Here is a 26,559-nt window from a genome sequence, read left to right as displayed (position 1 = left end):
GCCCGGCCCGGCACGTACGCGCGGGTCCCCTTCTCCCTGCCCTACGGCAGGACCACCCGGCGATTGGAGCTTCAATGAAGAGGCGCACGTTCCTCGCGGGCCTGGCGGCGGTGCCCGTGGCGGGATGCGGACTGTCCGGCACGTCCAGCACGTCCACGAGCGGAACCGGCCAGGTCACGGGCGAGATCACGTTCCAGACCTGGTCCCTCAAGCCCAAGTACACCGACTACGTCAGCGGTGTCATCGACGCTTTCCAGAAGCAGCACCAGGGCACCTCGGTGAAGTGGGTCGACCAGCCCGCGGACGGGTACCTGGCCAAGGTCATGGCGGACGCGAGCGCGGGGAGTCTTCCCGACGTGATCAACGTACCGCCGGACCTGAGCTTCCCGCTCGCCAAGGCCGGCCAACTGGTCGACCTCGACGAGTCGCTCAAGGAGGCCAAGCCGGAGTACCTCGGCAACGCCTGGCAGGCGTTCGAGATCCCCGGCAAGGGCGGCTGCTACGGCTTCCCCTGGTACCTCAACACCGGCCCGATCTTCTACAACAAGGCCCTGTTCAGCCAGGCGGGCCTGGACCCGAACAAGCCGCCCACGAACTTCAAGGAACTCGAAGAGCAGGCGTTGAAGCTCGCTGAGAAGAAGATCGCGATCCTCGGCCAGACCCCGAGCATCGCCGACTTCGGGCTCTACGGCGTGAAGCTGTTCGAGAACGACAAGTTCACCTTCAACGAGCCCAAGGGCATCGAGTTCGTCGAGAGCTACAAGCGGATGTACGACGCGGGCGCGCTGATTCCCGAGGCGCTCACGCAGAACTACACCGGCGCCGGCACGAAGTTCATGGCGCAGCAGACGGCGCTCAACCCCGGCAGCGCGTACGACCTCGGCAAGTTCAAGACCGACGCGCCCGGTCTCTACGCGAACATCGGCATCACCACGCCCATCACGAACACGGGCAGCGCCAACATGTTCCTGCACGGCGTGAGCGTGCCGAAGAGCAGCAAGAACCAGGCGACGGCGCTGGCGTTCGGCAGGTTCGTCACCAACGCCGAGAACCAGGTGAAGTTCGCCAAGCTCGCGTCGATCTTCCCGAGCACGAGCAAGGGCGGGGACGACCCGTACTTCACCACGGAGGACGGCACCGACGAGGCGCGCGTGCGGGTGGCCGCGGCCAAGCAGCTCAAGACCGCGGTGAACTACACGCCCGTGCAGTTCAGCGACCAGATGCGTGAGGCGCTTCTGCAGCAGCTGGCCGATGCCATGCTCGGCAAGAAGTCGCCGAAGCAGGCGCTGGACGACGCCGTCAACGAGTGCAACCGGCTCCTCAAGTAGGCGAACGATGACTCATCGCCCGTACACGCCGTGGCTGTTCCTGGCCCCAGGACTGGCCGTCTGCCTGCTGTTCGTCATCTTCCCGTTCCTGAACATGATCGTGCTCGCGTTCACGGACGCGAGTGCGTTGGGCGGCGGCCAGTTCACCGGCGTGGACAACTTCGTGCGGATGTTCCAGGACCCGAAGTTCTGGGCGGCCGCGCGCAACAGCGGTCTCTACATGGTGGGCGTGGTCCCGCCGCTGGTGCTGTTGCCGCTGCTGGTCGCGATGCTCGCGCAGAGGATGGTGCCGGGCATCGGGATCTTCCGGACGGCGTTCTTCACGCCGGTGATCGCGTCCACGGTCGTCGTCGGGCTCATCTGGACGTGGCTGCTCGACAGCCGCGGCCTGGTGAACAGCATGGTGGAGGCGTTGGGCGGCAACAGGATCCCGTTCCTGACCGACTCGACGCTGCTGCTGATCAGTTCGATGGTGGTGACGGTCTGGCGCGGCCTGGGCTACTACATGGTGATCTACCTGGCCGCGCTCGCGAACGTGCCGAAGGACCTGCACGAGGCCGCGATGGTCGACGGCGCGGGACCGGTCAGGAGGTTCTGGTCGGTCACCGTGCCGAGTCTGCGGCCGACGATGGTGCTGGTCGCGGCGCTGAGCGCGGTCAACGGGTTCCGCGTGTTCTCCGAGATCTACCTGCTGTCGGGCGGATCCGGTGGTCCTGGCGGGGCGAGCACCACGCTGGTGATGCTCATCCAGTCCGTCGGCCGCGGTCTCACCGGTGAGGTCGGGTACGCCTCGGCGCTGAGCGTCGTGCTGTTCGTGATCCTGCTGGGTCTGCTGCTGGTCACCCTCAAGCTCAACCGCAGGGAGGACCAGCTGTGAAGCGCGCGCACTTCTACCTGGCACTGCGCTATCTCGGGCTGCTCGGCATCCTCGCGATCAGCATCGGGCCGTTCCTCTGGCAGTTCGCCACGAGCGTCAAAGGGCCCAACGAGGACGTGTTCGTCCCCGACTTCATCCCGGACGACCCGACGTTCGGCAACTACGCGGCCGTCGCCGACGTGGTGCCCGTCTGGACGTTCGCGCTCAACTCGCTCGGCGTCGCCAGCGTCAACGTCATCACGAACTGCCTCGGCGCGGCCATGGCCGGCTACGCGTTGGCACGGCTGAAGTTCCGCGGCCGCAGGTTCGCCGCGGTGATCTTCGCCAGCAGCATCCTGGTGCCGTTCGAGGCGATCATGATCTCGCTGTTCCTGGTGATGCGCGGATTCGGGCTCACCAACACCCTCACCGGCGTCGTGCTGCCCGGCGCGATCGCCGCCCTCAACGTCCTGTTGCTGCGCAACGCGTTCCTCGCGCTCCCCGCCGAAGTCGAGGAGGCCGCGGTCATCGACGGCGCCAACGCCTGGCAGCGCTTCACCCGGCTCGGGTTGCCGTCGGTGAAGGGCACGCTGGTCGTGGTCGCGCTGTTCTCGTTCATGTTCAGCTGGGACGACTTCCTGTGGCCGCTCATCGTGCTGAGCGACCAGGAGAAGTACACGCTCACCATCGGCCTGGCGTACCTCCAGGGCACGTTCGTGCAGAACCAGCGGCTGGTGGCGGCGGGCACGATCATCGCCGTCGTGCCGCTGATCCTGTTGTTCCTGTTGCTGCAGAAGCACTTCTTCCGCGGAGTGGGAGAAGGCGCGATCAAGGGCTGACACCCCGAGGAGCTCAACCTTGCGTTTCGGCGTGAACTACACCCCGTCCCAGGGCTGGTTTCACCACTGGCTCGACTTCTCCCTCGACGACGTCAAAGCCGACTTCGAGTCCATCGCGGCTCTCGGCCTCGACCACGTGCGGGTCTTCCCGCTGTGGCCGGTGTTCCAGCCCAACCGCGGACTGGTCCGTCCCCAGGCCGTCGACCAGCTCTCCCGGATGCTCGACGCGGCTCACGAGACAGGTCTCGACGTCCAGGTCGACGTCCTGCAAGGGCATCTGTCGAGCTTCGACTTCTACCCGTCGTGGGTGCAGACCTGGCACCGCCGCAACATCTTCACCGACCCGGACGTCATCAGCGGGCAGAAGTTCTACGTCCGCACACTCGCCGAGGCGTTGCGGGACAAGCCGAACTTCCTCGGCTTCACCCTGGGCAACGAGGTCAACCTGCTGACCGAGTCGAACCCGTGCGCGCCCGAGCAGGCCGGCGAGTGGATCGACGCGTTGCTCGCCGAGTGCGAGAAGGCCGCACCGGGCCACCCGCACGTCCACTCCGAGTACGACGCCGTCTGGTACGAGAGCGAGCACGCGTTCCTTCCGGAGCACGCGGCCAACAAGGGTGCGATGACGACCGTGCACTCGTGGGTCTTCAACGGCACCGCGCAGCGCTACGGATCGCTCAGTCCGGAGAGCGTCCACCACGCCGAGTACCTGATCGAGCTGGCGAAGGCGCACGCCCAGGATCCGCAACGGCCCGTGTGGCTGCAGGAGGTCGGCGCCGCCCAGCCCGAGATCACCGCCGGGCAGGCACCGCAGTTCGCTGAGCAAACGCTTGCGAACGCACTGACCTGCTCGAACCTGTGGGGCGTCACGTGGTGGTGCTCACACGACGTCGACCGTGCGTTGGTGGACTTCCCCGAACGCGAGTACGAGTTGGGGTTGTTGACGACGGAACGCAAGGTCAAGCCGCTCGGCGAGGCGATCGCCCGGATCGTGCGCGAGGCAGCGCACGTGCCGGTCGAGCGCACGCCGATCAAGCTGCACGGCGACCGGCCCTCGTGGGGTCCGGGCGGCGCTTTCTTCGACGAGTGGATGAGCCTCGCGCGGCAGGGCGTGCGGGCTTCGATCGAGCTGGGGTGAACACGTGCACGACGAACGCGCGCTGCTGGAAGAACGACTCAACCGCACGCTGAAGGAACGCATCCGCCCGGCCGTCTACGGCGAGACCGCACCGCTGGAACTGGCCGTCTGGACCGTGCCGGACGAGCCCGTCCCGGTCGGCGAGGCCCTGGCCGCCACCTACGAACCGGCTGCTGTCGGCGACGCGTGGGGTGCGCCGTGGAGCACGAGCTGGTTCCGGTTGACCGGCAGCGTCCCGGAGTCCTGGCAGGGCAAGCAGGTCGAGGTCGTGCTGGACCTCGGCTTCACCCACCCCGGCCCCGGTTTCCAGTCCGAGGGCCTCGCGTACACGGCCGATGGCCTGCCCATCAAGGGCATCGAGCCGCGCAACACCTACCTGCCCGTCGACGGTCGCGAGGTCCTCTTCTACCTCGAAGCCGCGGGCAACCCGACGATCCTCGACTTCCACCCGTTCCTGCCGACCGCGCTGGGCGACAAGGCGACGGCGGGCACCGAGCCGTTGTACAAGATCCTCAAGGCCGAGCTCGCGGTGTTCCAGCCGCAGGTGTGGCACCTGATGCTCGACATCGAGGTGCTCCAAAGTCTGATGAAGGAGCTGCCGGACCACGACCCGCGCCGGCACAAGGTCCTGCACGCGCTGGACCGGGCGATGGACGCGCTGGACCTCAACGAGGTCGCCGCCACCGCCGACCTCGCGCGGGCGGAGCTGGCCGGCGTGCTGGCGTTGCCCGCTACCGCCTCCGCGCACAAGGTCTCCGCGATCGGCCACGCGCACATCGACTCCGCCTGGCTGTGGCCGTTGCGCGAGACGGTCCGCAAGTGCGCGCGCACGTTCTCGAACGTCACCAAGCTGATGGACGAGTACCCGGACTTCTACTTCGCGTGCTCGCAGGCGCAGCAGTACGAGTGGATGAAGGACCACCACCCGCACGTGTGGGACCGCGTCCGCGAGAAGGTCCGCAGTGGACAGTTCGTGCCGGTCGGCGGCATGTGGGTCGAGTCGGACACGAACATGCCCGGCGGCGAGGCGATGGCCCGTCAGCTCGTGCACGGCAAGCGGTTCTTCCTGGACAACTTCGGCGTCGAGACCGAGGAGGTGTGGCTGCCCGACTCGTTCGGCTACAGCGCCGCGCTCCCCCAGCTGATCAAGCTGTCGGGCTCGCGCTGGTTCCTCACCCAGAAGCTGTCGTGGAACCAGATCAACAAGTTCCCGCACCACACGTTCTGGTGGGAGGGCATCGACGGCACGCGGATCTTCACGCACTTCCCGCCCGTCGACACCTACAACTCGTCTTTGAGCGGCGAGGAACTGGCACGGGCGTCACGCCAGTTCGCCGAGCACGCCAAGGCATCGCGGTCCTTGGTCCCGTTCGGCTATGGCGACGGCGGCGGTGGCCCGACCCGCGAGATGATGGAGACCGCGCACCGCGTCGCGAACCTCGAAGGCTCGCCGACCGTGCGCGTGGAGCCGCCGCGGGAGTTCTTCCAGGCCGCGCAGGACGAGTACCCGGACGCGCCGGTGTGGGCGGGCGAGCTGTACCTGGAGAAGCACCGCGCCACCTACACCACGCAGGCCAAGACCAAGCAGGGCAACCGCCGCAGCGAACACCTGCTGCGCGAGGCCGAGCACTGGTCGACCGCGGCCGCCCTGGCCGGCGCCGAGTACCCGTACGACGAGCTCGACCGGTTGTGGAAGACCGTGCTGCTGCACCAGTTCCACGACATCCTGCCGGGCAGCTCGATCGCCTGGGTGCACCGCGAGGCCGAGGCCACCTACGCCCGCGTGGCGTCCGAACTGAAGGCGCTGACCACCCAGGCCATCGACGCGCTGAAGGGCGACGGCGACGACGAGCTGACGTTCGACGTGCTCGGCGGCGGCACCCCTCGCCCGTTCGTCGCACCTGCCGACGGCGTGCTGGACAACGGCCGGCTGCGCGTCACGATCGACGCCGACGGCATCGTCCTGTCCATTCTGGACCTCGAAGAGGACCGCGAAGTCCTGCCGCCGCACGGTTTCGCCGGAATGCCGCAGCTGCACCGCGACAACCCGAACCAGTGGGACGCCTGGGACATCGACCCGTTCTACCGCAACTGGAAGGCCGACCTGATCCCGTCCGAACGCGTCGACACCTCCGACGGCGTCGTGGTGCGGGCGAAGTTCGGCAACTCCGTCCTCACCCAGACCATCCGGTTGCGCGAGGGCGCCAAGCAGGTCGACTTCGACACCGAGGTCGACTGGCAGGAACGGGAGAAGCTGCTCAAGATCGCGTTCCCGGTGGACCTGCGCGCCGAGGTCTCCACGGCGGAGACCCAGTTCGGCCACCTGCACCGCCCGGTGCACACGAACACCTCGTGGGAGGCCGCGAAGTTCGAGATCTGCGCGCACCGCTACCTGCACGTCGGCGAACCCGGCTACGGCGTCGCGGTGGTCAACGACTCGACCTACGGCCACGAGGTCACCCGCACCACCCGTGAAGACGGCGGAACCACCACGACCGTGCGCCTGTCCCTGCTGCGCGCACCGAGGTTCCCCGACCCCGAGACCGACCAGGGCGAGCACCGCTTCCGCTACGCCCTCGTGGTCGGCGCGGGCATCCCGGAGGCCATCGACGCCGGGTACCGCATCAACCTGCCGCCGCAGGCCGTCCGCGGCTCTCGTGTGCCAGAACCCCTGGTGCGCACGGACAACCCCGCGGTCAGGGTCGAGGCCGTGAAGCTGGCCGACGACCGGTCGGGCGACGTGATCGTCCGGCTCTACGAGGCGCACGGCGGCCGTGCCCGCGCCTCGATCAGCACCTCCTTCGCCCACACCCGGATCCAGGAAACCGACCTGCTCGAACGGCCCCTGGCCGAGACGTCGGCAGAGGTGGTACTGCGCCCGTTCCAAGTGATCACCCTGCGATTCACGAGGTAACGCATGAAGAAGCTGTTCCTGGCCCTGCTGCTGGTGGCGCTCGCCGCGCCACCGGCCCAGGCGGCCACCCAGAAGCGCACCGTCGTCTACTACCAGACCCAGTACAGCAACGGCGCGACCGGAACGTACGTCTCGCCCAAGCCCCTGCTCGACCGCAACACCGGCGTCACGGACGTCCTGGTCGCCGCGATCCACCTGAACGACAACAGGATCGTGCACCTCAACGACCACCCGCCGTCGCACTCCCGCTACACCCAGATGTGGACGGACCTCGCCGCGATGCAGGCCCGCGGCGTCAACGTGATCGGCATGGTGGGCGGTGCCGCACAGGGCTCGTTCCAACGGCTCGACACGCAGTTCGACACCTACTACCCGTTGCTGCGCGACACGATCCGCACCTACAAGCTCAACGGCGTCGACCTCGACGTCGAGGAGCGCATGTCGATCGCGGGCATCCGGCGCGTGATCGACCAGCTGAAGACCGACTTCGGCGCGAACTTCATCGTCACGCTCTCCCCGGTGGCGAGCGCGCTGTGGGGTGGCGGCAACCTCTCCGGCTTCAACTACGAGGACCTGTACCGCAGCCACGGTTCGAAGATCGCGTGGTTCAACGGCCAGTTCTACAACGGCTGGGGCAACGCGGGCAGCACCTCGAACTACGACCAGATCATCAACCGGCGGCTGATCCCGGCCAACAAGGTCGTGCTCGGCACGCTCACCAGTTCGGCCAACGGCGGGTCGGGCTACGTGAGCATGACGACGCTCGGCAACACCGTGCGCAGTCTCAAGACCAAGTACACCAACTTCGGTGGTGTGGCGGGCTGGGAGTACTTCAACTCGCTGCCCGGCGGCACCGCGGCGCCCTGGCAGTGGGCGGCGGACGTGACGGCCATGCAGAAGTAGGCCTAGTCGAAGCGGAAGGTGGCTGTCTCGAGGTTGTCGAGCATCCACTGCCTCCGCACGAGTGGTGCGCCGGTCTCCCTGCGCAGCAGGGGAAGCCGGCGCACCATTTCCTCGAGCAGCACGCGTTTCTCCAGCCGCGCGAGTCCGGCGCCCAGGCAGTGGTGGGGCCCGTGGCCGAACGTCATGATCCGCGTCCTGCGCCGGATGTCGAACGTGTCCGGGTCGGCGTAGCGCGCGGGGTCGCGGTTGGCGGCGCTCAACCAGCCGCTGACCCACTCCCCCGCCTTGATCTCCTGACCGCCGATGGTGACGTCTCGCGTCACCTGCCTGCGTGGACCGGGGAAGACCGGATACCAGCGCATCGTCTCCTCGATCGCGCCCGGGATCAGCGACGGGTCCTCGCGCAGCTCGTCCCAGCAGCCGAACTCGGTCAGGAACAGCACGGCGTTCGGGATGGTCGCCGCGGTCGTGTCCACGCCGGCACCGAGCAGCATCGCGCAGTAGCCGACGAGGTCCCAGTCCGACATGGGCCTGCCGTCGACGAGGTAGCCGGAGGCCTGCACCGCCAGCAGTTCGGCGATCAGGCCGTCGCCCGGCTCCACCCGCTGCCGTTCGAGCTCGGCGGCGAAGAACTCCGCCATCTCGGCCTGCCTCGGCACGGTATTGGTCGTGACGGCGTCCTGGTACCACTTCTCCAGCCACTCGGTCATCCGCGCCTCCGCGCTGAGGTCGAGGCCGAGCAGGTGGCAGATCACCCTGGTGGGCAACGGCTTGCCGAGGGCGGTGACCACGTCGAAACCGCCGGGGTCGAGGCCGTCGACCAACTCGGTGGCGATGGCGCGGATCAGGGTCTCCAGCCGGGACATCACCCGCGGGCTGAACGGGTCGGCGACCGCCGCCCTCAGGTCGCGATGACGTTGCCCGTCCGCGGCCCACATGCCGCTGAGAACGGCGTTGGCGAGCGGCCTCGTCTCGTCGGTGAGGCCATAACCCGACGAGAAGCACTCGACGTCGGAGAGCACGCGCTGGACGTCCGCGAGGGAGAAGACGTGCCACGAGCCGAGTGCCTCGTCGTAGTGGACCTCGGTGGCGGGGTCGAAGAACTTCGCAGGTCGCGTGGGTAAGTGGGCGACAGTCATGCCCTCGATCGTGGCCCCTTACCCCGGCCGCGGGGATCCGCTGATCCAGCTATCCGAGTGCGACGTAAGGGGTCCGACGCCGATGCCTTAGGTGATCGTCCGATGTAAGGGGTCACCCCTCAGGAGCAATCTCATCGTTGTCAGCGAGCGAGAGAAACGCACTGAGGAGTGAGTTCAAGATGGAGTGGACGCCCGAGGCGATCAAGGCGGAGATGGACTACCGGCAGGCAGCCCTGCGGGAGGACGCCCGCCGTGTCCAGGAGTACTACCGCAACGGCGGGAAGCCGCGGTCGTGGTGGCACCGCATGACACACCGGCACGAGCCTGAGGTACCCAACGGTCACCAGGCCGCCTGATGCCGGGGGTAGCCGTGGGGGTGTGGTTCCTCTCGTCCAGGAACCACACCCCCACGGCTTCTTCATGTTCTAGGCCTTGGGCAGCCAGGCCTTCACCTTGTCGGCGTTGGCGTCCGCCCACTTCTTGGCGGCGTCCTCCGGCTTCATCTTGTCCTCGGCGATGTACTTCGCGACCGTGTTCTGGTCCTCGTTGGTCCACTTGAAGTTCTTGACCAGCTGGAAGGCCGGGCCGTTGGCGTCGGCGAACTTCTTGGACACGAGCTTGTCCAGGTCGTAGTCCGGGTAGTCGCAGGCGATCTTCTCGGCGTCGGCGTCACAGCCCGCCTTGTACTCGGGCAGCTTCACCTTCTCGAGCTTGATCTCGTTGAGCAGCCACTGCGGCGAGTAGAAGTAGCCGATGACCCACTTCTTGTCCTTCTCCGCCTGGCGGAAGGCCTGGATCAGCGCGGTCTCACTGCCGCCGTAGACGACCTTGTAGTTGAGGTTCAGGTTCTTCACCAGAGCCTCGTCGTTGGTCACGAACGACGGGTCGCCGTCGAGCAACTGGCCCTTGTCGCCGGACTCGGACGTCTTGAACTGGTCGGCGTACTTGTTGAGGTTGTTCCAGTCGAGGATGTCGGGGTGCTCCTTGGCGAGCCACGGCGGCACGTACCAGCCGATCTGGCCCTTCACGCCCGTGGACCCCGCGCTGACGGCGGTCTTCTGCTCGTCGATGTACTTCTTGCGCAGGTCGTCGTGGCCCCAGTTCTCGACCACGGCGTCGACCTCACCGGTGCCGAAGCCCTGCCAGGCCACCTCTTCCTTGAGCTCCTTCTTGGTGACCTTGCACTTGAGCTCCTTCTCGGCCACGTACGCGAGAACGGCCGCGTTCGCCTCGTAACCGACCCACGGGTTGATCGCGAGGTTGAACGTGCCGCAGTCGCCGGTCGCACCCGAGGAGGTGTCACCGACCTTGGCGCCACCGCAACCAGCAAGGGCGAGTGCTCCCACGAGCACTGCTCCCAGCACGCTGTGCCTAGCCACTTTCCAGACCTCCTAGTTGGTCCACCGCTTGGCGGCCGCCTGGGTGAGGCGGTCGAGCATGACGCCCAGCACGACGATCGCGAGACCTGCCGCGAGCCCCTTGCCGTACAACTGGCCCTGCGAGAACCCGGCCACGACGTCGTAACCGAGCGCGCCGGCGCCGACGAGACCGCCGACGACGACCATCGAGAGCACGTAGATCAGGCCCTGGTTGGCGGCGAGGGTCAACGCCCCGCGCGCCATGGGAAGCTGCACCTTCACGATCGTCTGCCACGAGCTCGACCCGAGCGCCGTGGACGCCTCGACGGTCGCGGGCGACACCGCGCGGATGCCGTCCGCGATGATCTTGATGGCCACCGGCGCCGCGAACACCACGGCCGCGATGATCGCGGTGAACCGGGACGCGGAGAACAACGCCAGGAAGGGCACCAGGTAGACGAACGCGGGCATCACCTGCGCCGCGTCGAGGATCGGCCGGATGAACCGGTCGGCCCGCCTGCTGCGTCCCATCCAGACACCGACCGCGATTCCCAGCAGCATCACCAGGATCGTGGCGACCAGGGTGGACGCCAGCGTGATCATCGAGTCCTGCCACAGGCCCGTCGCGATCAGCGCGGCGATGCACACGGCGGAAACGATCGCCGGCCGCAGGCCGCCGATCATGAACGACAGCGCGACGATCACCAGCGCCACCAGGAACCACGGCGACTCGGCCAGCAGCGCCTGCAGCGGGTTGATCAACGCGAACGTGACGAAGTCCTTGAAGCCGTCGGTGATCACCGGCAGCGAGTCCTGCGCCCACTCCGTCACGGCGGTCGCGCCCTTGCGGATCGCACTGCCGATCTCCACGTCCGACTGGAACTCCGCCGCCCACAGGTAGGTGTAGGAGAGGTAGACGCAGACGCCCGTGACGCCGAGGCCGCCGAACAGCGCCCAGCGCGGGAGCCTGCGACGCTCGCTCGCGGCGGCCGTGGTGACGCGGTCCAGCACGATCGCCAGCACCACGATCGCGAGACCCGCGTTGAACGCGGTGCCGACGTCGAGGGTCTGCAACGCCTTCACGACGGTCTTGCCGAGACCCGGCGCGTCGATCAGGGCGGCGATCGTGACCATGGACAACGCGGCCATGATCGTCTGGTTGACGCCGAGCACGATGGTCTTGCGCGCGGACGGCAGCAGCACCTTCACCAGCGTCTGCTTCTGCGTCGCGCCAAGGGACTCGCTCGCCTCGACGGTGGTGCGCGGCACCGAGCGGATGGCGTGCGCGGTGATCCGGATCGCCGGCGGCGCGGCGTAGATCAGCGTCGCGATCGTGGCCGACGCCGGGCCGATCAGGAAGAACAACGTCAGCGGCGCCAGGTAGACGAACGTCGGCATCGTCTGCATGAAGTCGAGCACCGGCGTCAGGATCCGGTGTGCCCGATCGGACAGTCCCGCCCAGATTCCCAGCGGAATGCCGATGAGCAACGAGATCACGACCGCGGCGAGCGTCAGGGAGAGCGTGTCCATGCTCTCCTGCCACAAGCCCTGCAGGCCGAGGAACACGAAGCCCGCGACGGCGAGCAGCGCGACCCGCCAACCGGCGACCGCGAGGCTGACGAACCCGGCGATCGCGACCACGCCGAGCCAGCCGATCACCGGCACGGGCCGGCCGAACGACGGCTGCGCGATCAGGGCCTGGATGAAGGTCACGAACTCGTCGATGACGAGCCGGATCTCGTTGAAGAAGTACAGGAACACGGGGTTCGAGTTCCTGGACGCGCCGACGGCGTCGTTGATCTCGTTGACCCACCGGTGCAGCGGGGTGAGGTCGGCGGCGCCGAGCGCCAGCGTCCCGACGTTGCGGAACACCAGCCACAGCACCAGCCAGGCCAGCACGATGCCGGCGAAGATCAGCGCCTTCTTGTGTTGCAACAGTCGGGGCAGTTGCCTTGGGGCGGCGACGGCAACCATGTTCACGCCTCCCCGGCCACGACCCCGAGGATCTCCTCGTCCGCGACCACACCGAGCAGTTCGCCGTCCCGCACGACCTTCACCGGCTTGTTGGCGCCGAGGACGCTGCGCACGGCTTCGCGCACAACGGTTTCCGGCGACAGTTCAGGCCCGTCGAGCTCGTCGTCGGGACGCGGCGGGCGCATGATCCACTTCAGCGTCAGCACGTGCGCCTTGGGCACGTCCCGCACGAAGTCGCGCACGTAGTCGTCCGCGGGAGCGCCGACCAGCTCGTCGCCGGTGCCGACCTGCACGACCTTGCCGTCGCGCATGATCAGGATGCGGTCACCGAGCTTGAGCGCCTCGCTCAGGTCGTGGGTGATGAACACCATCGTCTTGCCGACCTCGCGGTGCAGCCTGATGACCTCGGACTGCATGTCGCGCCGGATCAACGGGTCGAGCGCGGAGAACGGCTCGTCGAAGAACAGGACGTCGGGATCGCCGGCGAGTGCGCGCGCGAGACCGACGCGTTGCTGCATACCGCCCGAGAGCTGATCCGGATAGGACTTCTCGTTTCCGGACAGTCCGACCAGATCGATCACTTCCTGCGAGCGCTCCGCACGTTTCGCCCGAGGTACCCCGCGGATTTCCAGTCCGTAACCGACGTTGTCGGCGACTGTCCGATGAGGAAGCAGACCGAAGTGCTGGAACACCATGGAGAACTTGTTCCTGCGCAGGTCACGCAAACGCTTGGGGTCCGCCTCGAGAATGTTCTCGCCCTCGAACATGATCGAGCCCGCGGTCGGTTCCACCAGCCGCGTGAGACAGCGGACCAGTGTGGACTTTCCCGATCCAGAAAGTCCCATGACCACGAACATCTCACCGGGAGCGACGTCGAAGTCGACTCCCCGTACTGCGGCAACGGAACCTGTGCGGTCCATCAGCTCCTGCCGCGACAACGCCTTGAGCTCGTCCGAGGCCACCAGTTGAGATGCGTTGGGGCCAAACACCTTCCACAGGTCCCTGACCGAAATCACGGGATCCACGCCAAACCACTCCGACCTGTTGCGGACTGCGCACACCGTTTCTCGATGCGCGACAGCATTGACCTTCGCACGGGTACGGTCAAGGGCTGATACATATCTGATCCTTTGTGGACAACCAATCATCCCATGACTTGACTGCGTCTGATCGATCGGGAAAAGCTGAACTGAGCGGTCTCCTGCATCGCTCTTCCCCCCGACGAGGAGCTGTTCGTGCAAGCCCCCAGAATCGCTCTGGCAATGACGTTCGTGTTGACAATTGCCGGTTGCGGCGGTGGATCGACGGCGTCACCCCGCTCCAGTTCGGCAGCACCGACAGAGCCCTGCGACTCCGTCACCATCGCGGTCAACCCGTGGGTCGGCTATGAGGCGAACGCGGCCGTGGTCGCGTACCTCGCCGAGAAGCGGCTCGGCTGCAAGGTGACGAAGAAGGAAGTCGACGAACAGACGGCCTGGCAGGGCCTCGACTCCGGCGAGATCGACGTGATCCTGGAGAACTGGGGTCACGAGGACCTGAAGCAGAAGTACATCGAGGAGAAGCGCACCGCCGTGCGCGTGGGTCCGTCCGGCAACAAGGGCGTGATCGGCTGGTACGTGCCGCCGTGGATGAAGAAAGAGTTCCCGGACATCACGAACTGGCAGAACCTCAACAAGTACGCGGAGAAGTTCAAGACCCCGCAGTCCGAGGGCAAGGGTCAGGTGCTCGACGGCGACCCGTCGTTCGTGACCAACGACGAGGCTCTGGTGAAGAACCTGAACCTCAACTACAAGGTCGTCTACGCGGGCAGCGAGCAGGCGTCGATCAAGGCGTTCCGCCAGGCCGAGGAGAAGAAGACGCCGCTGATCGGCTACTTCTTCGAGCCGCAGTGGCTGCACCTCGACATCGAACTGGTCAAGATCGAACTGCCCGAGTACAAGGCGGGCTGCGACGCGGACGCGGCCCAGGTCGCCTGCGACTACCCGCGCTACGAGCTCGACAAGATCGCCGCCAAGAAGTTCATGGACAAGGGCGGCCCCGCTGCCCGGCTGATCCAGAACTTCCAGTGGAGCAACGACGAGCAGGACACGGTCGCGTCGTTCATCGCGAAGTACAAGATGTCGCCCGACGAGGCGGCGAAGCGGTGGGTCGAGGCGAACCCCGACCGGGTCGAGGACTGGCTGACGAAGGCCAAGCCGTAACTATTGGCACTAACTCTTGCCGCGCGACCACCACTTCTCGTCGGGGCCGGAGATGTCCTCGACGCTGAGCCTGCGCACGGACCCCGCTCGCTTGAGCCGGGCCACCAGCTGATCCTGTCTCTGCGCGAGCCGGCGGTAGATCTCCACGGCGGAGGTCTCCTGCCGGCTTCGCTGTCTTTCGACAGTTCGCCAGTTTCCGAGGAACTCGAGCGTGAGGTCGGCCACGGCCTGCCCGCCGTGCGCGGTCAGCGTGTCGGCGGGTGAGGCGAACCGTCCCGCGTGGAACGCCAGGTTCCTGGTGACGTAGAGCCACTCCAGCAGCGCGGCGGCGGTGTCCTCCTGCTCGCGCAACCAGCCCGCGAGGACCTTCGAGTCCGCGAGCCTGGCGCGCCAGAGTTCCGCGAGGTCCTGCACGAGACCGCCCTCGCTCTCGGCGAGCGCGGTGATGGCCTTCTGGGCGGCGTCGAGCCGTTCGTCCGGCCGGTTGTGGACGATCAACACCTCCAGCCAGGCGTCCACCGACTTCAGGTGGTGCTTCACGCCGGTGGTCGGCACGTGCTCGTCGAGCGGTTTGCGCAGCTCGGTGTCGTGGTTGGTGACCACGACGTGCAGGCTGACGAGGTGCTGCCGCAACATCTGCAGCGCGCAGGCCTTGGCCAGCCAGGCGATCTTGCTCGGGTCGAGCCCCGTCGCCTCCAGCGCACTCCACGCGAGCCCGGCGCTCGCCATCGGCGCGTCGACCTGCCGTGCCAGGTTCGCCACCCGCATCGCGCTGCGCAGTTCGGCAGGCCAGTACGCGGTGAGCGGATAGGCGTTGCCGACCGTGCGCTGGTGCTCGGTGCCGCGGGTGACCCGCCCGCCGGGCGCGCTGACCTGCCAGACCGGCGCGATGGTCAGTTCGGTGAGCCGCTCCCCCGCCGCGTACTGGTCGAGCACCTCGCTGAGGATCCGGCGGCCCCTGCGCGCGGCCGTGTGCACGTCCGCGGCCTCGACCGGCACGCGCACCAGCACCGACGACCCGGTGACCGCGTCCTTGAGGAAGTCGTCCTTGGGCAACCTGTTGCGGTGCAACGGCTCCTGCCGCACATCGGGTAGCAGCTCGTCCAGGTGCCTGAGCACTCGCGCGCCCCGCACCACGAACGCGACGACGTGCCGTTGCTCGCGGGGCCACAGCACCTCGGCCAGGTCGCCGGGCTTCTTGAGCCACCGCAGCAGGTCCGTGCGGAGCTGCCTGCCGTCCCGTCCGTGCATCGCGACGACGACGGCGATCTCAGCGATCATCCTGGTGCGCAACGGAAGCCCGACGCCGTTCCACAGTGGAGCGATCCACTCCTTCGCGGCCTTCTCGAGCGCCTCCGGGTCGAGCTTCGCGGCCGCGGCGGCCGTCACCTGAGGATCGAGCCGCTGCCCGTCCGCCACGATGGCCGCGTCGACGTCCTTCAGGACCTTGCGCGCCTCGGCGAGCTTCGTGGCGCCACCGTGGACGTACGCCGGGCGCGCCGCGTCCATGCACGCCAGCGAGGTGGTGATGATGCGGCGCAACAGGTTCCACCGCGGCTGGTCCTCCGCCGCGTGACTCTCCAGGGCCGTCCTGGCGCGCGTGACGGCGAGAACGGCGCTGTTGAGGCCCGCGACGTGCTCACCGAGGTGCGCGTCGGGGTCCAGTGCGCGCAGCACACCCTGCAGCAACGCCCGCTGCTCGCGGTCGAGCCCGGCGTCGTCGAACGCCTGCCGGAGCCGGTCGTCGAGGTACTGATAGCGCACGTGACGCACCATAGAGGGCATGGACAACCGGAAAGCGGTCTTCGCGGGCATCGACGGCCAGGCACTGGCGGGCCGGCTCGAACTGCCCGCCGGCGACATCACCGCCACCGCCGTGTTCGCGCACTGCTTCACCTGCGGCAAGGACTCGGTGGCGGCCACCCGGATCTCTCGCCGGCTCGCCGAACGCGGCGTGGCGGTGCTGCGGTTCGACTTCACCGGCCTCGGACAGTCCGGCGGCGACTTCGCCAACACCACGTTCACGTCCAACGTCGACGACCTCGTGTGCGCGGCGAACCACCTCCGCGACACCATCGGGGCACCGAGCGTCCTCATCGGACATTCACTGGGTGGCGCGGCCGTGCTGGCCGCGGCACGTCAGGTGCCGGAGGTGAAGGCCGTCGTCACGATCGGAGCGCCCGCCGACACCACCCACGTCGAGCACCTGCTCGGCCCGTCCAAGGAGAAGATCGAGGCGCACGGCGTCGCCGAGGTGCTGCTGGCCGGGCGGCCGTTCCGGATCAGCAACGACTTCCTGCTCGACATCAACCAGCAGAACCAGACCGCGTGCATCGCGGGCCTCGACCGCGCGCTGCTCGTCATGCACTCCCCGCAGGACGACACGGTCGGGGTGGACAACGCCAGGCTGATCTTCGACTCGGCCCGCCACCCGAAGTCGTTCGTCTCGCTCGACGGCGCCGACCACCTGCTGACCGACCGCGCGGACGCCGCGTACGTGGCGGAGGTTCTGGCCGCGTGGGCAAGCCGCTACCTGGTGAAATGAGCCAAAAGCCCCCGGCGAGGTTCCTTCGCCGAGGGCGTTCGACAACCGATCGGGGCGACAGGATTTGAACCTGCGACCCCCCGCTCCCAAAGCGGGTGCGCTACCAAGCTGCGCCACGCCCCGGTTGCAACCAGCTTACCGCCACCCGCTAAGGTATTAATCGCAGCCCCTCGCGGGGCCGCGAATGCGGGCGTAGCTCAATGGTAGAGCCCTAGTCTTCCAAACTAGCTACGCGGGTTCGATTCCCGTCGCCCGCTCTGACGAAGGCCCGAGTGCAGCCGCACTCGGGCCTTTCTCGTGAGCCAGGTCACGCCGATGCGACACCGATCTGAGTACGACGGTGCTTCGGGGTGTCGATCTCGTCCACCACGGCCACGGCGAAGTCCTCGTAGGTCAGTTCGTCCGCCGGATCAACCGGGGCCAGGCGGTAGGTGCCCGTGGACGTGCCGCCGAAGTTGCCGGACGGGCTCATCACCAGCCAGTCCGCCTCGGACTCGGCCAGCACCTCGACGCCCGCCGCGTGCCCCAGGCAGAACGGCTTGTACTCGTCCGGGAAGTCCGGGCCGTCGACGACCCGCACACCCGGCGAGGTCTCCAGCAACGTGTAGATGCCGACCACGATGATCCGCCCGACGCCCGATGCCACGAGCGCGCCGGCGGCCTCGCGGTAGAACTCCGCCGCGTCGCGCGAGAGGTCGGCCACCGAGCTCACCGCGACGTCGTGGCCCGCCGCCACCTCGGCCGCGGCCTGCACACCGGGGTCGCGCCCGATCCTGGTCACCGCGTGGCCGCGGGCCTCCGCGACGGCCGCGATCTCCTTGCCGGCCTTGCCGGACGCTCCGAAAACAACGATCTTCGCCATGAGCGCGAAGGTAGGGTGCGGGTGTCCGGTTTCCGCAACGATATCGGGGGTGAGCAGGTGGAATGCACGCATGGGGACCTGCCGTACCGCATCGGTGACAAGTGGACCGCGCACGTGTTGCGGGCGTTGCAGGACGGGCGGCGGCGGTTCACCGAACTCCGCGCCGCACTGCCGGGGGTGACGCCCAAGGTGCTCACCGAGACGTTGCGGGCGATGGAGCGCGAGGGCACGGTTTCGCGCGAGGCGTTCGAGGAGAACCCGCCGCGGGTCGAGTACGAGCTGACCGAGCAGGGCCGCAAGGTCCTCGGGCTGCTCGACCTGTGTTGTGACTGGGCCCGAGAGAACCTGGTGAAGACGTGAGGCTGCAACAGATCGTCGTCGACAGCAACGACCCGTCCCGGCTCGTCCGGTTCTGGGCCGAACTGCTCGGCGGCGAGCCGGTGAACCGCGAGCACGGGTGGGCGCACGTCGAACCGCCCGGTGGCGTGCGGATGTCGTTCCAGCCGGTGCCGGAGCGCAAGGACGTGAAGAACCGGCTGCACCTCGACATCGAGGTCGACGACATCGAGGCGGCGGTCGTGAAGGCGGTCAGTCTCGGCGGCACCCGTGAAGGTGTGGTCGTCACGGACGAACAGGGCAGCTTCCAGGTCATGCGCGACCTGGAGGGCAACGAGTTCTGCTTCGTCCACTGAGGAACTAGTGAACTGCCCGCCAGAGCGCCTCACCGAAGCGGATCGCGAGGATCAGCAGCAGCACACCGAACGCGAAACTGATGAGGCACCGCACGACGATCAGCAGCTTGGTGCCTTTCACGCCGCCATGATTCAACGTCGGCGGGCATGAACGACAGGGTCCATCGGTACCAATACGATGCGGGCGTGACCGACTGCCTGTTCTGCCGGATCGTCGCGGGCGAGATCCCGGCGACCCTGGTGACGGAGACCGACACGACGCTCGCGTTCCGCGACATCGACCCCAAGGCGCCCACGCACGTCCTGGTGATCCCCAAGGAGCACCACACGGCGATCGGCGACGTCGACCCGGTGCTCGCGGGGCAGATCCTCGCGACCGCGCACCAGGTCGCGAAGGCCGAGGGGATCGACGAGTCCGGCTACCGGCTCGTCTTCAACACCGGCAAGGACGGCGGCCAGACCGTCTTCCACGTGCACTGCCACGTCCTCGGCGGGCGCGGGCTCACCTGGCCGCCGGGATAGCCATCTCCCGCACGAACCGGGCGTCGACCGGCTCGCCGTGACCGGGCACGACGATCCGCGGGTCCAGTTCGAGCATCAGGTCCAGGACGTGGCGCCAGTTCGACGGCGTCGCGTCCGGGCCGGCCTGAGCGGGAGCGCCCTGTTCCACCAGGTCACCGGCGAACACGACGCCGGCGTCCGGCACGTGCACGACCACGTCGTGCGAGGTGTGCGCGGGGCCGAAGTGGTGCAGGTCGACCCGGCGGCCGCCGACGTCGAGCGTGACGGTGTCGCGGAAGGTGTGCGTGGGCGCGACGAGCGTGCCCTCGAACGGGTCGTCGTAGTGCTTGGCGCGGTCGTCGAGCAGGGTGTCGTCGACGACGCAGTCCTCGTGCGCCCACACCTCGCACGGCAGGAACGCCTCGGTGGCCAGCACGTGGTCGAAGTGGTTGTGCGTCAACACGATCCGCGACGGACGGACCTGCCGCGCGAGCGCCGGGTCCATGCCGGAGTCCACGAGCAGCGAGTCACCCGATCCGACGACGAGACCGAGTGTCAGGTCCAGCTCGGTGTGCCGGCGGACGAAGATCCCGTCCGCGATCTCGATCACCGCAGCACCCCGTCGACCAGCACGGGCACGGCGTCGCTCACGCCGATCCGCACGGCCAGGTCCACGTCCGCGGCGTGACCGTTCTCGATCAGCTCGCGACCGGAGCCGCACTCCCGGACGGCGGTCTCGACGTCGGTGTTGCGGAACGCCGTGGCCGCGAGCTGCGCCTCGGGCGAGGCCTTGCCCTCCAGCGCCGCGAGCACCGCACCCGCACCCAGGTAGTCCTCGATGCACGGCCGCAACGGTCCGAACTCGCGCGGACCCGAGTTGAGGATGTCGAGGCCCCACCGCTCGCCGCCCGGGAGCACGCCGATGGTCTCCCCCAGCTCCTGGGCGCGCCTGGCCACGGCCGAGGCGTTGCGCAGGCAGGCCGCGAGGACGTGGGCCCCGGTCTCGGCGGCGAGGAAGCAGAGGTTCGACCCGTTCGGCGACGGCAACTCGACCAATCCCGTAGCGCTGACGAGTGACGCTGGTCGCAGCGTCTTGCCCGACGCCGGCTTCCACCGGGACGGCCGCACCTGGCCTCCGTTGCCGACCACCAGGTCGACGGACGTCGTGAACGACAGCACGTCCACGACTATCAGCACGTCACAGTCCCGCAGAGCGCCGACGCCCTCGGGCCCCCATTCCAGCCTCAGCTGGTACCCCTCCTGGCTGAACACACCCACCAGCGTGTCAGACTCCGTGACGTGCGCGTTTATCTGGCAGCAGACCACGCTGGCTTCGAACTGAAGTCCCACCTGTCCACGGCTCTCACCGAGCAGGGCTACGAGGTCGTCGACGTCGGCGCCCACGAGTACGACGCTCTGGACGACTACGTGTCGTTCTGCGTCGACGCCGCGGAGAAGGTCGTCGCGGACCCCGGCAGCCTCGGCGTCGTGATCGGCGGCTCCGGCAACGGCGAGCAGATCGCCGCGAACAAGGTGAAGGGCGCCCGCGCCGCGTTGGCGTGGAACGTCGACACCGCGCAGCTCGCCCGCCAGCACAACGACGCCCTTCTGGTCGGCATCGGTGCTCGCCAGCACACGGCCGAGGAAGCGACCGAGATCGTGTCGGCGTTCCTCAAGACGCCGTTCTCGGGCGAGCCGCGGCACCAGCGCCGCATCGACCAGGTCAGCGCATACGAAGACCGTGCCTGAGGGCCACACGCTGCACCGCCTCGCGCGGCTGCACCAGCGCCGGTACGCGGGTAAGCCCGTGACCGTCACCAGTCCGCAGGGACGCTTCGCGGCGTCCCTTGTGGACGGTCGCAAGCTGGTTCGTGCCGAGGCGCACGGCAAGCACCTGTTCCACGTCTACGGCCCGGACGCGATCGTGCACGTCCACCTCGGCCTGTACGGCACTTTCACCGAGTCACCGCTGCCCGTGCTGGTCCCTGTCGGCCAAGTGCGCATGCGGATGGCCGGCGCGACGCACTGGACCGACCTGCGCGGCCCGACTGCGTGCGAGGTGTTGAACTCCGACGAGGTCAAGCTCATCCGGGAGCGCCTCGGGCCCGACCCGTTGCGCCGCGACGCCGACCCCGACCGCGCCTACGAGCGGATCATCCGGTCGAAGCAGTCGCTGGCCGTGCTGCTGATGGACCAGAAGATCCTCGCGGGCGTCGGCAACGTCTACCGCGCCGAGGTGCTGTTCCGGCACAACGTGAACCCGCTACTGGTCGGCAACAAGGTCAGCCGCGAGCTGTGGGACGCGATCTGGGCGGACCTGGTCGTGCTGATGAAGGACGGCGTGAAGGTCGGCCAGATCAACACCGTCCGTGCCGAGCACATGCCCCGTGCCATGGGCCGCGCGCCACGCGTGGATCGGCACGGCGGTGAGGTGTACGTCTACCGCCGTGCCGGGGAGCCGTGCCTGGTCTGCGGCACCGAGGTGCTGACCACGGAACTGGCGGCGCGCAACCTCTTCTGGTGCCCCGCCTGCCAGCCCTAGAAGTCGAAGCCGCCCATGTCGCCGAAGTCGAACCCACCGGCGTCGCCGACGTCGGCACCGCCCATGTCGCCCATGTCCCCCATGCCGGCGTCGCCCATGCCCATGTCACCCATGCCGTAGTCGCCGACCCCGTGCATGCCGGAGAACATGGCGTCCATCAGCAGGAACGTGCCCACGCCCCATGCGCCGGCCACGAGCGCGGGCTTCCACCACGGCTCGGAGTACCAGCCACGAGGCACCGGACGTCCGGCGACCATGCCACCGGGGTAGTAGTAGGGCGTGCCCGAACCGGAGTGCGGGGACGCGGCGTACTGGTGCCCCTCGACGGCGACCTGGCGGTCCTCGCTGACGGCGCCCGCCTGCTTCTGGCTCGCGCTCTCGGGCAGCGCGGGGCCGGGGTCCATGCCCATGGCCTCACGCGCGGCGCGCACGTAGTGCAGGCCTTCCATCGCGGTCTCGGTGACCAGCCGTGCCTGCGGGATCGTGCGGGCCTGCTCCATCTGCGAGCCGGCGGCGGTGAAGCGCTCGGACGCGTCGGCCATCGCCTGCGTCGACGCGGCGTTGCTGCCGGTGAGGCTCATCACCTGCCCGCCCAGCCGCTCGACCCAGCGGCGTGCTTCCGCCTTGGCGTCGTCGAGCTCCCGCGCTTTGCGCGCGTTGCTCTGACTGACCAGGTAGAACACCCCTGCGATCAGCAGTACCAGCACAACAATCCACACCACGGCGGCCACGGCTTTACCTCCCACACCAGGTGAACCGTCAACGAGCAACCGCGGCCATGAGTTCCGTCAGAACACCTCGGGGCAATGCGGCTCACGTGCGCCGAGGAACGCCATCGACAACGCGTCCACGTGACCGGGCGTGTGCTCGACCACGCGGTGTGCGCGCTTGAGCACAGAAAGCCGTACCCCACCGAGAAAAGCACTGCCGAGCGACGCGATGTCCAGCGACACGTCCGCAGGGTCCTCGGTGCGCGTGACCGTGGCCTCGCCCCCCTTGGCCGTGAAGCGCCAACGGCCGGAGTTCCACGGGCAGAAAGAGTCCTCGACCTCCAGCACGGTGTCCACATCGGACGAGTAGTGGCGCAGCGGCAGAGCCCGGTCGATGTCGACGATCCGCAGCCACAACGCGTCGCCGGCCTCGCGGCAGACCTTCCGCGGGTTGTCGACCATGTGCAGGATCGGGTCGTCCCAGGCGGTGTAGAAGGAGATCTTCTCCGCGAGATCCATGTCCAGCAGGAACCGGTAGAGGTCGGCGTACGCCTGCTCGGTCTCGCAGACCAGTTCGCGCACGTGCAGTTCGGTCGAACCACTCTCCGCCTTGACCCGGAACACCACGTAGCCCTCGGGATGCAGGCAGTAGCGGTACGAGGAGAGTCCACCGCGATCGATCTCGCGGTCGGCCAGGTGCACGTCCCAGGTGTGCTCGACCCTGCTCAGCCAGCCGACCCGTGTGCCGCGCACCCGTTCGTGGATCTCGCGCATGACCGGCAGGGCTTCTTCTCGCGACACCTGACGGATCCGTGCGTCGCTGACGTGCACACCGGGATGGAACGGCATACGCGTCGGCATCGTCAGCATGGCGATGCTGGTCGCGTATTCGCCATAGCCGAACCGGCGGTAGATGCTGCCCTCCGACGCCCACAGCATCGCGATCGGCTCGCCGGTGTCGTGCATGCCGTGCAGCTGCGTCTTCATCATCAACGACGCCACGCCGCGACGCCGGTGACCGGGCTTCACCGACACCACGGTCACCGCGCCGGCCGGTGCCTGGCGGCCACCAGGAACGGTGATCTCGCGAGTGAGCACCCCGGCGGTGCCGATCATCTCGTCACCGTCGAGGACAGCGTGCGCGCGGTCCTTCTCCAGGACCTTGAGCCACTTGCTGTCCTCCCCCATCACGTCGCTCAGAAACGCCCACGCCATCACCCGCTGGAACTCGGGGAGGTCGGAGTCGGTGATGGTCCTGATGCTCAGCGCCGAGTCAGCCATGGCAGCAGTGATACGCCGCCATGGCGTCATCCGCAGCCCAATTAGCGCTGGACCGACTTGACCTCGCAGAACTCGTCCAGCCCGAACCGGCCGAACTCCCGCCCGTTGCCCGACTGCCGGTACCCGCCGAACGGCGCGCTCGTGTTGAACGCGGCGGCGTTGATGTCGACCTGCCCCGTCCGCAGGCGCCGGGCGACCCGGAGTGCCCGGTCGGTGTCCGCGGAGAACACACCGCCCGCCAGCCCGTAGATGGTGGAGTTCGCGATCCGCACGGCGTCGTCCTCGTCGGCGTACGGCATGACCGACAGCACCGGCCCGAAGATCTCCTCCTGCGCGATCGTCATCTCCGGCGTCACGCCACCGAACACCGTCGGCGCGACGTAGAACCCCTGCGGCAACGGAGCTTCCGGCCCACCGGCGGCCAGCGTCGCGCCTTCCTCGACACCCTTGCGGATGTACCCGACGACACGATCGCGCTGCGCCCTCGACACCGCCGGCCCGATGCGCGTGGACGGCTCACTCGGATCGGCCGAGGTGTACTTCTTCGCAGCCTGAGCGGCCAACTCGACGGCCTCGTCATGCCGGTCCGCGGGCACCAACAGCCGAGTCCACGCGCTGCACGCCTGCCCGTTGTTCATGAACGCGTTGGCGACCGCGATCTTCACCGCCCGCCCGAAATCAGCGTCGTCGAGCACGATGCACGCCGACTTGCCGCCCAACTCGAGAGCAACCCGCTTGACCGTCTCGGCGGCGACGGCGGACACCCGGCGCCCGGCCTTCGTCGACCCGGTGAACGACACCATGTCGACGTCCGGATGCGCGGCCAACGCCTCACCCACGACAGGCCCGGTGCCGTGCACCAGCGAGAAGACGTTCTCGGGAACAGCGGCCGTGATGATCTCGGCGAGCAGATCGGCCGTTCCCGGCGCGAGCTCGCTCGGCTTGAGCACCACGGTGTTCCCGGCGGCCAACGCCGGCACCACCTTCGCGACCATCTGCTGCAACGGGAAGTTCCACGGCGTGATGGCCGCGACCACCCCGATCGGCTCGCGGAAGACCAGCGAGTTGCCGATCTCCTCGGGCTCGAAGTAGCCGCGCTCCAGCACGTCCGCGACCCCCTCAGCGATGGCGACGGGGTTCGCGACCTGCACCTTCTGACTGAAGGTGAGAGGCGTGCCCATCTCCCGCGTCATGGTCGCCGCGAGCTCGCCGGCCCGCTCACGCAGGCCGTCGATGATCGCCCGGACCACCTTCGCCCGCTCGTCCACCGAGGTCTCCGACCACGCGGGGAAGGCGGCCACCGCAGCCGCCACGGCCACGTCGACGTCGGCCGGCGTGCCCTCGGCGAGCGTGCCGATGACTTCCTCGGTGGCGGGGTTGACGACCTCGATCACGGGAGCCCTCCAGGCGGTTGTGACACTTGCGGCGCTGACAGCAGTCAGCCTGTCACATCCGCCGACGACGGTCACGCCGACCGGAGGGTGGCGTGGCAAGCGCGACGGTGGTGGATGCCGGGGTTGGAGGGGTTAGGAGGGCGGTGGGTTGGAGGGCGATGGGGTTGGAGAGCGGCGGGAGCCGGAGGACGACGGGAGCCGGAGGTGGCGCGGCGAACCAGACGGGCGGCGGATGCCGGGTGAGCCGGAGTGTGGCGGGGCAGGAGGGTGGAGCCCGTGGTGCTGCCGACCCAACTGGTCGCCATGAACTCCTGTCGAGCCCGTTAGCGGCGGAGGCCGGAGGTGACGTGCCTCGTGAACGAAGGCGCACACCGCAGGTGCCGTGTCAGCAGAACGTGCGTCGGCGACCCCGGCCTGCCGAGACCAGGGCAGGCAATCGCGGACAAGGTCAGGCACCGCCGGCGCCACCGCCGACGACCTGCGTCGACAGCCTCGGTCGCACGAACCAAGCTCAAGCACCGCCAGCACCCTCAGGCAGACGCCATCGCACCCCCAAGCCGCCGCTCACGCAGCACCCGCAGATGCACCGCCGCCCAAGTCCGATACGGCCGCCACGCCTCGGACACCTCGGCCAACGGCCGCCCGTACCGCTCAGCAACCTCATCACTCAGCCGGGACTCGTTGTGCGGCACGGCGTCCGGAGCGTTCGCCCCGCGCAGCACGACCAGCTCGGCCGCGAACGGCCCCAGCCCCTTGACCTGTTGCACCGCCAGCACCGCGGCCGCGGGTTTCAGAGCACGCAACGCCACCGCGTCCAAGGCCCCGTCCAGCGCGGCCTCGGCCACCGCGCGCAGGTACTCGGGCTTGCGGCCGGGCAGGTCGAGGTCGAGCCCCAGCAACTCCGCCGGTGCCGGGAACACGCCGTCCCGCAGCAGCGAAGCCTTCAACACGGCAGCCTGGGACACGCGGATCCGCTGCGACAGCACCGACCAGGCCGCCGCCTCGTACGGCGAGTAGAAGCCGCACGGCCGCAAGCCGGGTAAGGAAGCCTGCGCCGACGCGATCACCGGATCGCGCAGACCGACGTCCGGCCAGGCACGGCCGTCCACGTCCAGCGACAGGAAGCGGCAGACCTGCGCAGCCGCCAGGTCCAGGTCGCCCTCGCCGGACAGCTCCAGAACGGCAGAGGCGCCGCGCTGGGTCACGGAGACCGATGCGCGGCGCCACTCACCTTCGACGAGGAACGTCGCCTGCAGAGCCTCGCCCGCGAGCGCGGGCAACGCGGACGGCGTGAAGCCCTCCCAGAACTCCCTGGACGTCGCCAACGACCAGGGGCCCTGAACTGCGACTTCGACGCGGTGATCTGTCATGTCAGGAGACGC

General features: G+C 68.2%; 26 protein-coding genes and 2 tRNA genes. 15 read left to right on the top strand and 13 right to left on the bottom strand.

All coding sequences use genetic code 11. From position 1 onward, the window contains the following. Positions 1-74: 74 nt before the first annotated feature. The 6 genes from ACIQF0_RS43745 to ACIQF0_RS43720 are packed head-to-tail and all read left to right on the top strand — an operon-like array spanning position 75 to position 7,978. Positions 75-1,328, top strand: a complete 1,254-nt coding sequence (locus ACIQF0_RS43745; RefSeq protein ID WP_401040257.1) for an ABC transporter substrate-binding protein — start codon at positions 75-77, stop codon at positions 1,326-1,328. A 7-nt stretch (positions 1,329-1,335) separates the two neighbouring features. Continuing rightward, complete coding sequence (locus ACIQF0_RS43740) at positions 1,336-2,205, top strand: carbohydrate ABC transporter permease (RefSeq protein WP_401040254.1); 870 nt, start codon at positions 1,336-1,338, stop codon at positions 2,203-2,205. After that, on the top strand, positions 2,202-3,023 hold the full coding sequence (locus tag ACIQF0_RS43735) for a carbohydrate ABC transporter permease (RefSeq protein WP_401040251.1): 822 nt from the start codon (positions 2,202-2,204) through the stop codon (positions 3,021-3,023). The genes ACIQF0_RS43740 and ACIQF0_RS43735 overlap by 4 nt, the downstream gene beginning before the upstream one ends. Before the next feature lie 19 nt (positions 3,024-3,042). Beyond that, entirely contained in the window at positions 3,043-4,161 is a 1,119-nt protein-coding gene (locus tag ACIQF0_RS43730) for a glycosyl hydrolase (RefSeq protein ID WP_401040249.1), read from the top strand. A 4-nt stretch (positions 4,162-4,165) separates the two neighbouring features. After that, a complete protein-coding gene (locus ACIQF0_RS43725; protein ID WP_401040246.1) occupies positions 4,166-7,075 on the top strand; it encodes an alpha-mannosidase in 2,910 nt (969 codons plus the stop codon). A 3-nt stretch (positions 7,076-7,078) separates the two neighbouring features. Continuing rightward, positions 7,079-7,978 (top strand): chitinase, encoded by a 900-nt coding sequence (locus ACIQF0_RS43720; RefSeq protein ID WP_401040244.1) that lies wholly within the window; start codon positions 7,079-7,081, stop codon positions 7,976-7,978. A 2-nt stretch (positions 7,979-7,980) separates the two neighbouring features. On the opposite strand, the gene ACIQF0_RS43715 is transcribed toward ACIQF0_RS43720, so the two are convergent. Continuing rightward, positions 7,981-9,117, bottom strand: a complete 1,137-nt coding sequence (locus ACIQF0_RS43715) for a cytochrome P450 (RefSeq protein WP_401040242.1) — start codon at positions 9,115-9,117, stop codon at positions 7,981-7,983. A gap of 179 nt (positions 9,118-9,296) precedes the next feature. On the opposite strand from ACIQF0_RS43715, the gene ACIQF0_RS43710 reads away from it, so the two are divergent. Continuing rightward, on the top strand, positions 9,297-9,473 hold the full coding sequence (locus ACIQF0_RS43710; protein WP_319981727.1) for a hypothetical protein: 177 nt from the start codon (positions 9,297-9,299) through the stop codon (positions 9,471-9,473). Between the two features lie 69 nt (positions 9,474-9,542). Here the strand turns inward: ACIQF0_RS43710 and ACIQF0_RS43705 are convergent, their stop codons facing one another. The 3 genes from ACIQF0_RS43705 to ACIQF0_RS43695 are packed head-to-tail and all read right to left on the bottom strand — an operon-like array spanning position 9,543 to position 13,411. Next, complete coding sequence (locus ACIQF0_RS43705) at positions 9,543-10,496, bottom strand: ABC transporter substrate-binding protein (protein WP_330270360.1); 954 nt, start codon at positions 10,494-10,496, stop codon at positions 9,543-9,545. 12 nt (positions 10,497-10,508) lie between these two features. Further along, positions 10,509-12,449 carry an ABC transporter permease gene (locus tag ACIQF0_RS43700; protein WP_401040412.1) on the bottom strand — a complete coding sequence of 647 codons (1,941 nt, stop codon included), beginning with the start codon at positions 12,447-12,449 and terminating at the stop codon, positions 10,509-10,511. A 2-nt stretch (positions 12,450-12,451) separates the two neighbouring features. After that, entirely contained in the window at positions 12,452-13,411 is a 960-nt protein-coding gene (locus ACIQF0_RS43695; protein ID WP_401040238.1) for a glycine betaine/L-proline ABC transporter ATP-binding protein, read from the bottom strand. Between the two features lie 300 nt (positions 13,412-13,711). Between ACIQF0_RS43695 and ACIQF0_RS43690 the strand changes: the two genes are divergently transcribed. Then, positions 13,712-14,650: an ABC transporter substrate-binding protein gene (locus ACIQF0_RS43690; protein ID WP_401040236.1), complete on the top strand. Its 939-nt coding sequence runs from the start codon at positions 13,712-13,714 to the stop codon at positions 14,648-14,650. 9 nt (positions 14,651-14,659) lie between these two features. Here the strand turns inward: ACIQF0_RS43690 and ACIQF0_RS43685 are convergent, their stop codons facing one another. Then, on the bottom strand, positions 14,660-16,414 hold the full coding sequence (locus ACIQF0_RS43685) for a hypothetical protein (protein ID WP_401040234.1): 1,755 nt from the start codon (positions 16,412-16,414) through the stop codon (positions 14,660-14,662). Between the two features lie 19 nt (positions 16,415-16,433). Between ACIQF0_RS43685 and ACIQF0_RS43680 the strand changes: the two genes are divergently transcribed. Next, positions 16,434-17,195, top strand: a complete 762-nt coding sequence (locus ACIQF0_RS43680; protein WP_360046104.1) for an alpha/beta hydrolase — start codon at positions 16,434-16,436, stop codon at positions 17,193-17,195. Between the two features lie 49 nt (positions 17,196-17,244). Here ACIQF0_RS43680 and ACIQF0_RS43675 read toward each other — a convergent pair. Beyond that, positions 17,245-17,318 (bottom strand) — tRNA-Pro (locus ACIQF0_RS43675). Positions 17,319-17,381: 63 nt separating this feature from the next. Here ACIQF0_RS43675 and ACIQF0_RS43670 point away from each other — a divergent pair. Then, positions 17,382-17,452, top strand: a tRNA-Gly gene (locus ACIQF0_RS43670). A 50-nt stretch (positions 17,453-17,502) separates the two neighbouring features. Here the strand turns inward: ACIQF0_RS43670 and ACIQF0_RS43665 are convergent. Next, on the bottom strand, positions 17,503-18,057 hold the full coding sequence (locus tag ACIQF0_RS43665; RefSeq protein ID WP_401040232.1) for an NAD(P)-dependent oxidoreductase: 555 nt from the start codon (positions 18,055-18,057) through the stop codon (positions 17,503-17,505). 57 nt (positions 18,058-18,114) lie between these two features. Between ACIQF0_RS43665 and ACIQF0_RS43660 the strand changes: the two genes are divergently transcribed. From ACIQF0_RS43660 to ACIQF0_RS43650, 3 genes are all read left to right on the top strand, one after another. Further along, positions 18,115-18,417 carry a winged helix-turn-helix transcriptional regulator gene (locus ACIQF0_RS43660; protein WP_401040230.1) on the top strand — a complete coding sequence of 101 codons (303 nt, stop codon included), beginning with the start codon at positions 18,115-18,117 and terminating at the stop codon, positions 18,415-18,417. Then, positions 18,414-18,749, top strand: a complete 336-nt coding sequence (locus ACIQF0_RS43655; RefSeq protein ID WP_401040228.1) for a VOC family protein — start codon at positions 18,414-18,416, stop codon at positions 18,747-18,749. Before ACIQF0_RS43660 ends, ACIQF0_RS43655 begins: the two co-directional genes overlap by 4 nt. A gap of 147 nt (positions 18,750-18,896) precedes the next feature. After that, positions 18,897-19,271 carry a histidine triad nucleotide-binding protein gene (locus tag ACIQF0_RS43650; protein ID WP_401040226.1) on the top strand — a complete coding sequence of 125 codons (375 nt, stop codon included), beginning with the start codon at positions 18,897-18,899 and terminating at the stop codon, positions 19,269-19,271. On the opposite strand, the gene ACIQF0_RS43645 is transcribed toward ACIQF0_RS43650, so the two are convergent. Both ACIQF0_RS43645 and ACIQF0_RS43640 read right to left on the bottom strand, forming a co-directional pair. After that, positions 19,252-19,860, bottom strand: coding sequence for an MBL fold metallo-hydrolase (locus tag ACIQF0_RS43645; RefSeq protein ID WP_401040223.1), 609 nt, complete (start codon positions 19,858-19,860; stop codon positions 19,252-19,254). The genes ACIQF0_RS43650 and ACIQF0_RS43645 overlap by 20 nt on opposite strands. Then, on the bottom strand, positions 19,857-20,528 hold the full coding sequence (locus ACIQF0_RS43640; RefSeq protein WP_401040220.1) for a 2-phosphosulfolactate phosphatase: 672 nt from the start codon (positions 20,526-20,528) through the stop codon (positions 19,857-19,859). Before ACIQF0_RS43640 ends, ACIQF0_RS43645 begins: the two co-directional genes overlap by 4 nt. Before the next feature lie 21 nt (positions 20,529-20,549). On the opposite strand from ACIQF0_RS43640, the gene ACIQF0_RS43635 reads away from it, so the two are divergent. Next, the gene (locus ACIQF0_RS43635; protein ID WP_090071281.1) at positions 20,550-20,999 is read left to right on the top strand and encodes a ribose-5-phosphate isomerase; all 450 of its coding nucleotides are present in this window, start codon (positions 20,550-20,552) and stop codon (positions 20,997-20,999) included. Beyond that, on the top strand, positions 20,992-21,792 hold the full coding sequence (locus ACIQF0_RS43630) for an Fpg/Nei family DNA glycosylase (RefSeq protein ID WP_401040217.1): 801 nt from the start codon (positions 20,992-20,994) through the stop codon (positions 21,790-21,792). Before ACIQF0_RS43635 ends, ACIQF0_RS43630 begins: the two co-directional genes overlap by 8 nt. Here the strand turns inward: ACIQF0_RS43630 and ACIQF0_RS43625 are convergent. The 4 genes from ACIQF0_RS43625 to ACIQF0_RS43610 form a co-directional block, all read right to left on the bottom strand. Beyond that, a complete protein-coding gene (locus ACIQF0_RS43625) occupies positions 21,789-22,523 on the bottom strand; it encodes a hypothetical protein (RefSeq protein ID WP_401040215.1) in 735 nt (244 codons plus the stop codon). The two genes, ACIQF0_RS43630 and ACIQF0_RS43625, sit on opposite strands and share 4 nt — an antisense overlap. 57 nt (positions 22,524-22,580) lie before the next feature. Beyond that, entirely contained in the window at positions 22,581-23,783 is a 1,203-nt protein-coding gene (locus tag ACIQF0_RS43620; RefSeq protein WP_401040212.1) for a GNAT family N-acetyltransferase, read from the bottom strand. A 41-nt stretch (positions 23,784-23,824) separates the two neighbouring features. Continuing rightward, complete coding sequence (locus ACIQF0_RS43615; protein WP_401040210.1) at positions 23,825-25,177, bottom strand: aldehyde dehydrogenase family protein; 1,353 nt, start codon at positions 25,175-25,177, stop codon at positions 23,825-23,827. A gap of 530 nt (positions 25,178-25,707) precedes the next feature. Further along, positions 25,708-26,547: a DNA-3-methyladenine glycosylase family protein gene (locus ACIQF0_RS43610; protein WP_401040207.1), complete on the bottom strand. Its 840-nt coding sequence runs from the start codon at positions 26,545-26,547 to the stop codon at positions 25,708-25,710. Positions 26,548-26,559: the final 12 nt, after the last annotated feature.

This window comes from Lentzea sp. NPDC092896 (assembly GCF_044754905.1).
Lineage (GTDB): Bacteria > Actinomycetota > Actinomycetes > Mycobacteriales > Pseudonocardiaceae > Lentzea.
The sequence above is the reverse complement of the archived record's forward strand: the minus strand, read 5'-3'. Positions and strand labels throughout refer to the sequence as shown.

Coding starts and splice junctions, on each gene's coding strand:
- ACIQF0_RS43745 (WP_401040257.1), top strand. CDS start 75: ATGAAGAGGCGCACGTTCCTCGCGGGCCTGGCGGCGGTGCCCGTGGCG.
- ACIQF0_RS43680 (WP_360046104.1), top strand. CDS start 16,434: ATGGACAACCGGAAAGCGGTCTTCGCGGGCATCGACGGCCAGGCACTG.
- ACIQF0_RS43690 (WP_401040236.1), top strand. CDS start 13,712: ATGACGTTCGTGTTGACAATTGCCGGTTGCGGCGGTGGATCGACGGCG.
- ACIQF0_RS43740 (WP_401040254.1), top strand. CDS start 1,336: ATGACTCATCGCCCGTACACGCCGTGGCTGTTCCTGGCCCCAGGACTG.
- ACIQF0_RS43715 (WP_401040242.1), bottom strand. CDS start 9,117: ATGACTGTCGCCCACTTACCCACGCGACCTGCGAAGTTCTTCGACCCC.
- ACIQF0_RS43720 (WP_401040244.1), top strand. CDS start 7,079: ATGAAGAAGCTGTTCCTGGCCCTGCTGCTGGTGGCGCTCGCCGCGCCA.
- ACIQF0_RS43710 (WP_319981727.1), top strand. CDS start 9,297: ATGGAGTGGACGCCCGAGGCGATCAAGGCGGAGATGGACTACCGGCAG.
- ACIQF0_RS43700 (WP_401040412.1), bottom strand. CDS start 12,449: ATGGTTGCCGTCGCCGCCCCAAGGCAACTGCCCCGACTGTTGCAACAC.
- ACIQF0_RS43650 (WP_401040226.1), top strand. CDS start 18,897: ATGAACGACAGGGTCCATCGGTACCAATACGATGCGGGCGTGACCGAC.
- ACIQF0_RS43620 (WP_401040212.1), bottom strand. CDS start 23,783: ATGGCTGACTCGGCGCTGAGCATCAGGACCATCACCGACTCCGACCTC.
- ACIQF0_RS43665 (WP_401040232.1), bottom strand. CDS start 18,057: ATGGCGAAGATCGTTGTTTTCGGAGCGTCCGGCAAGGCCGGCAAGGAG.
- ACIQF0_RS43610 (WP_401040207.1), bottom strand. CDS start 26,547: ATGACAGATCACCGCGTCGAAGTCGCAGTTCAGGGCCCCTGGTCGTTG.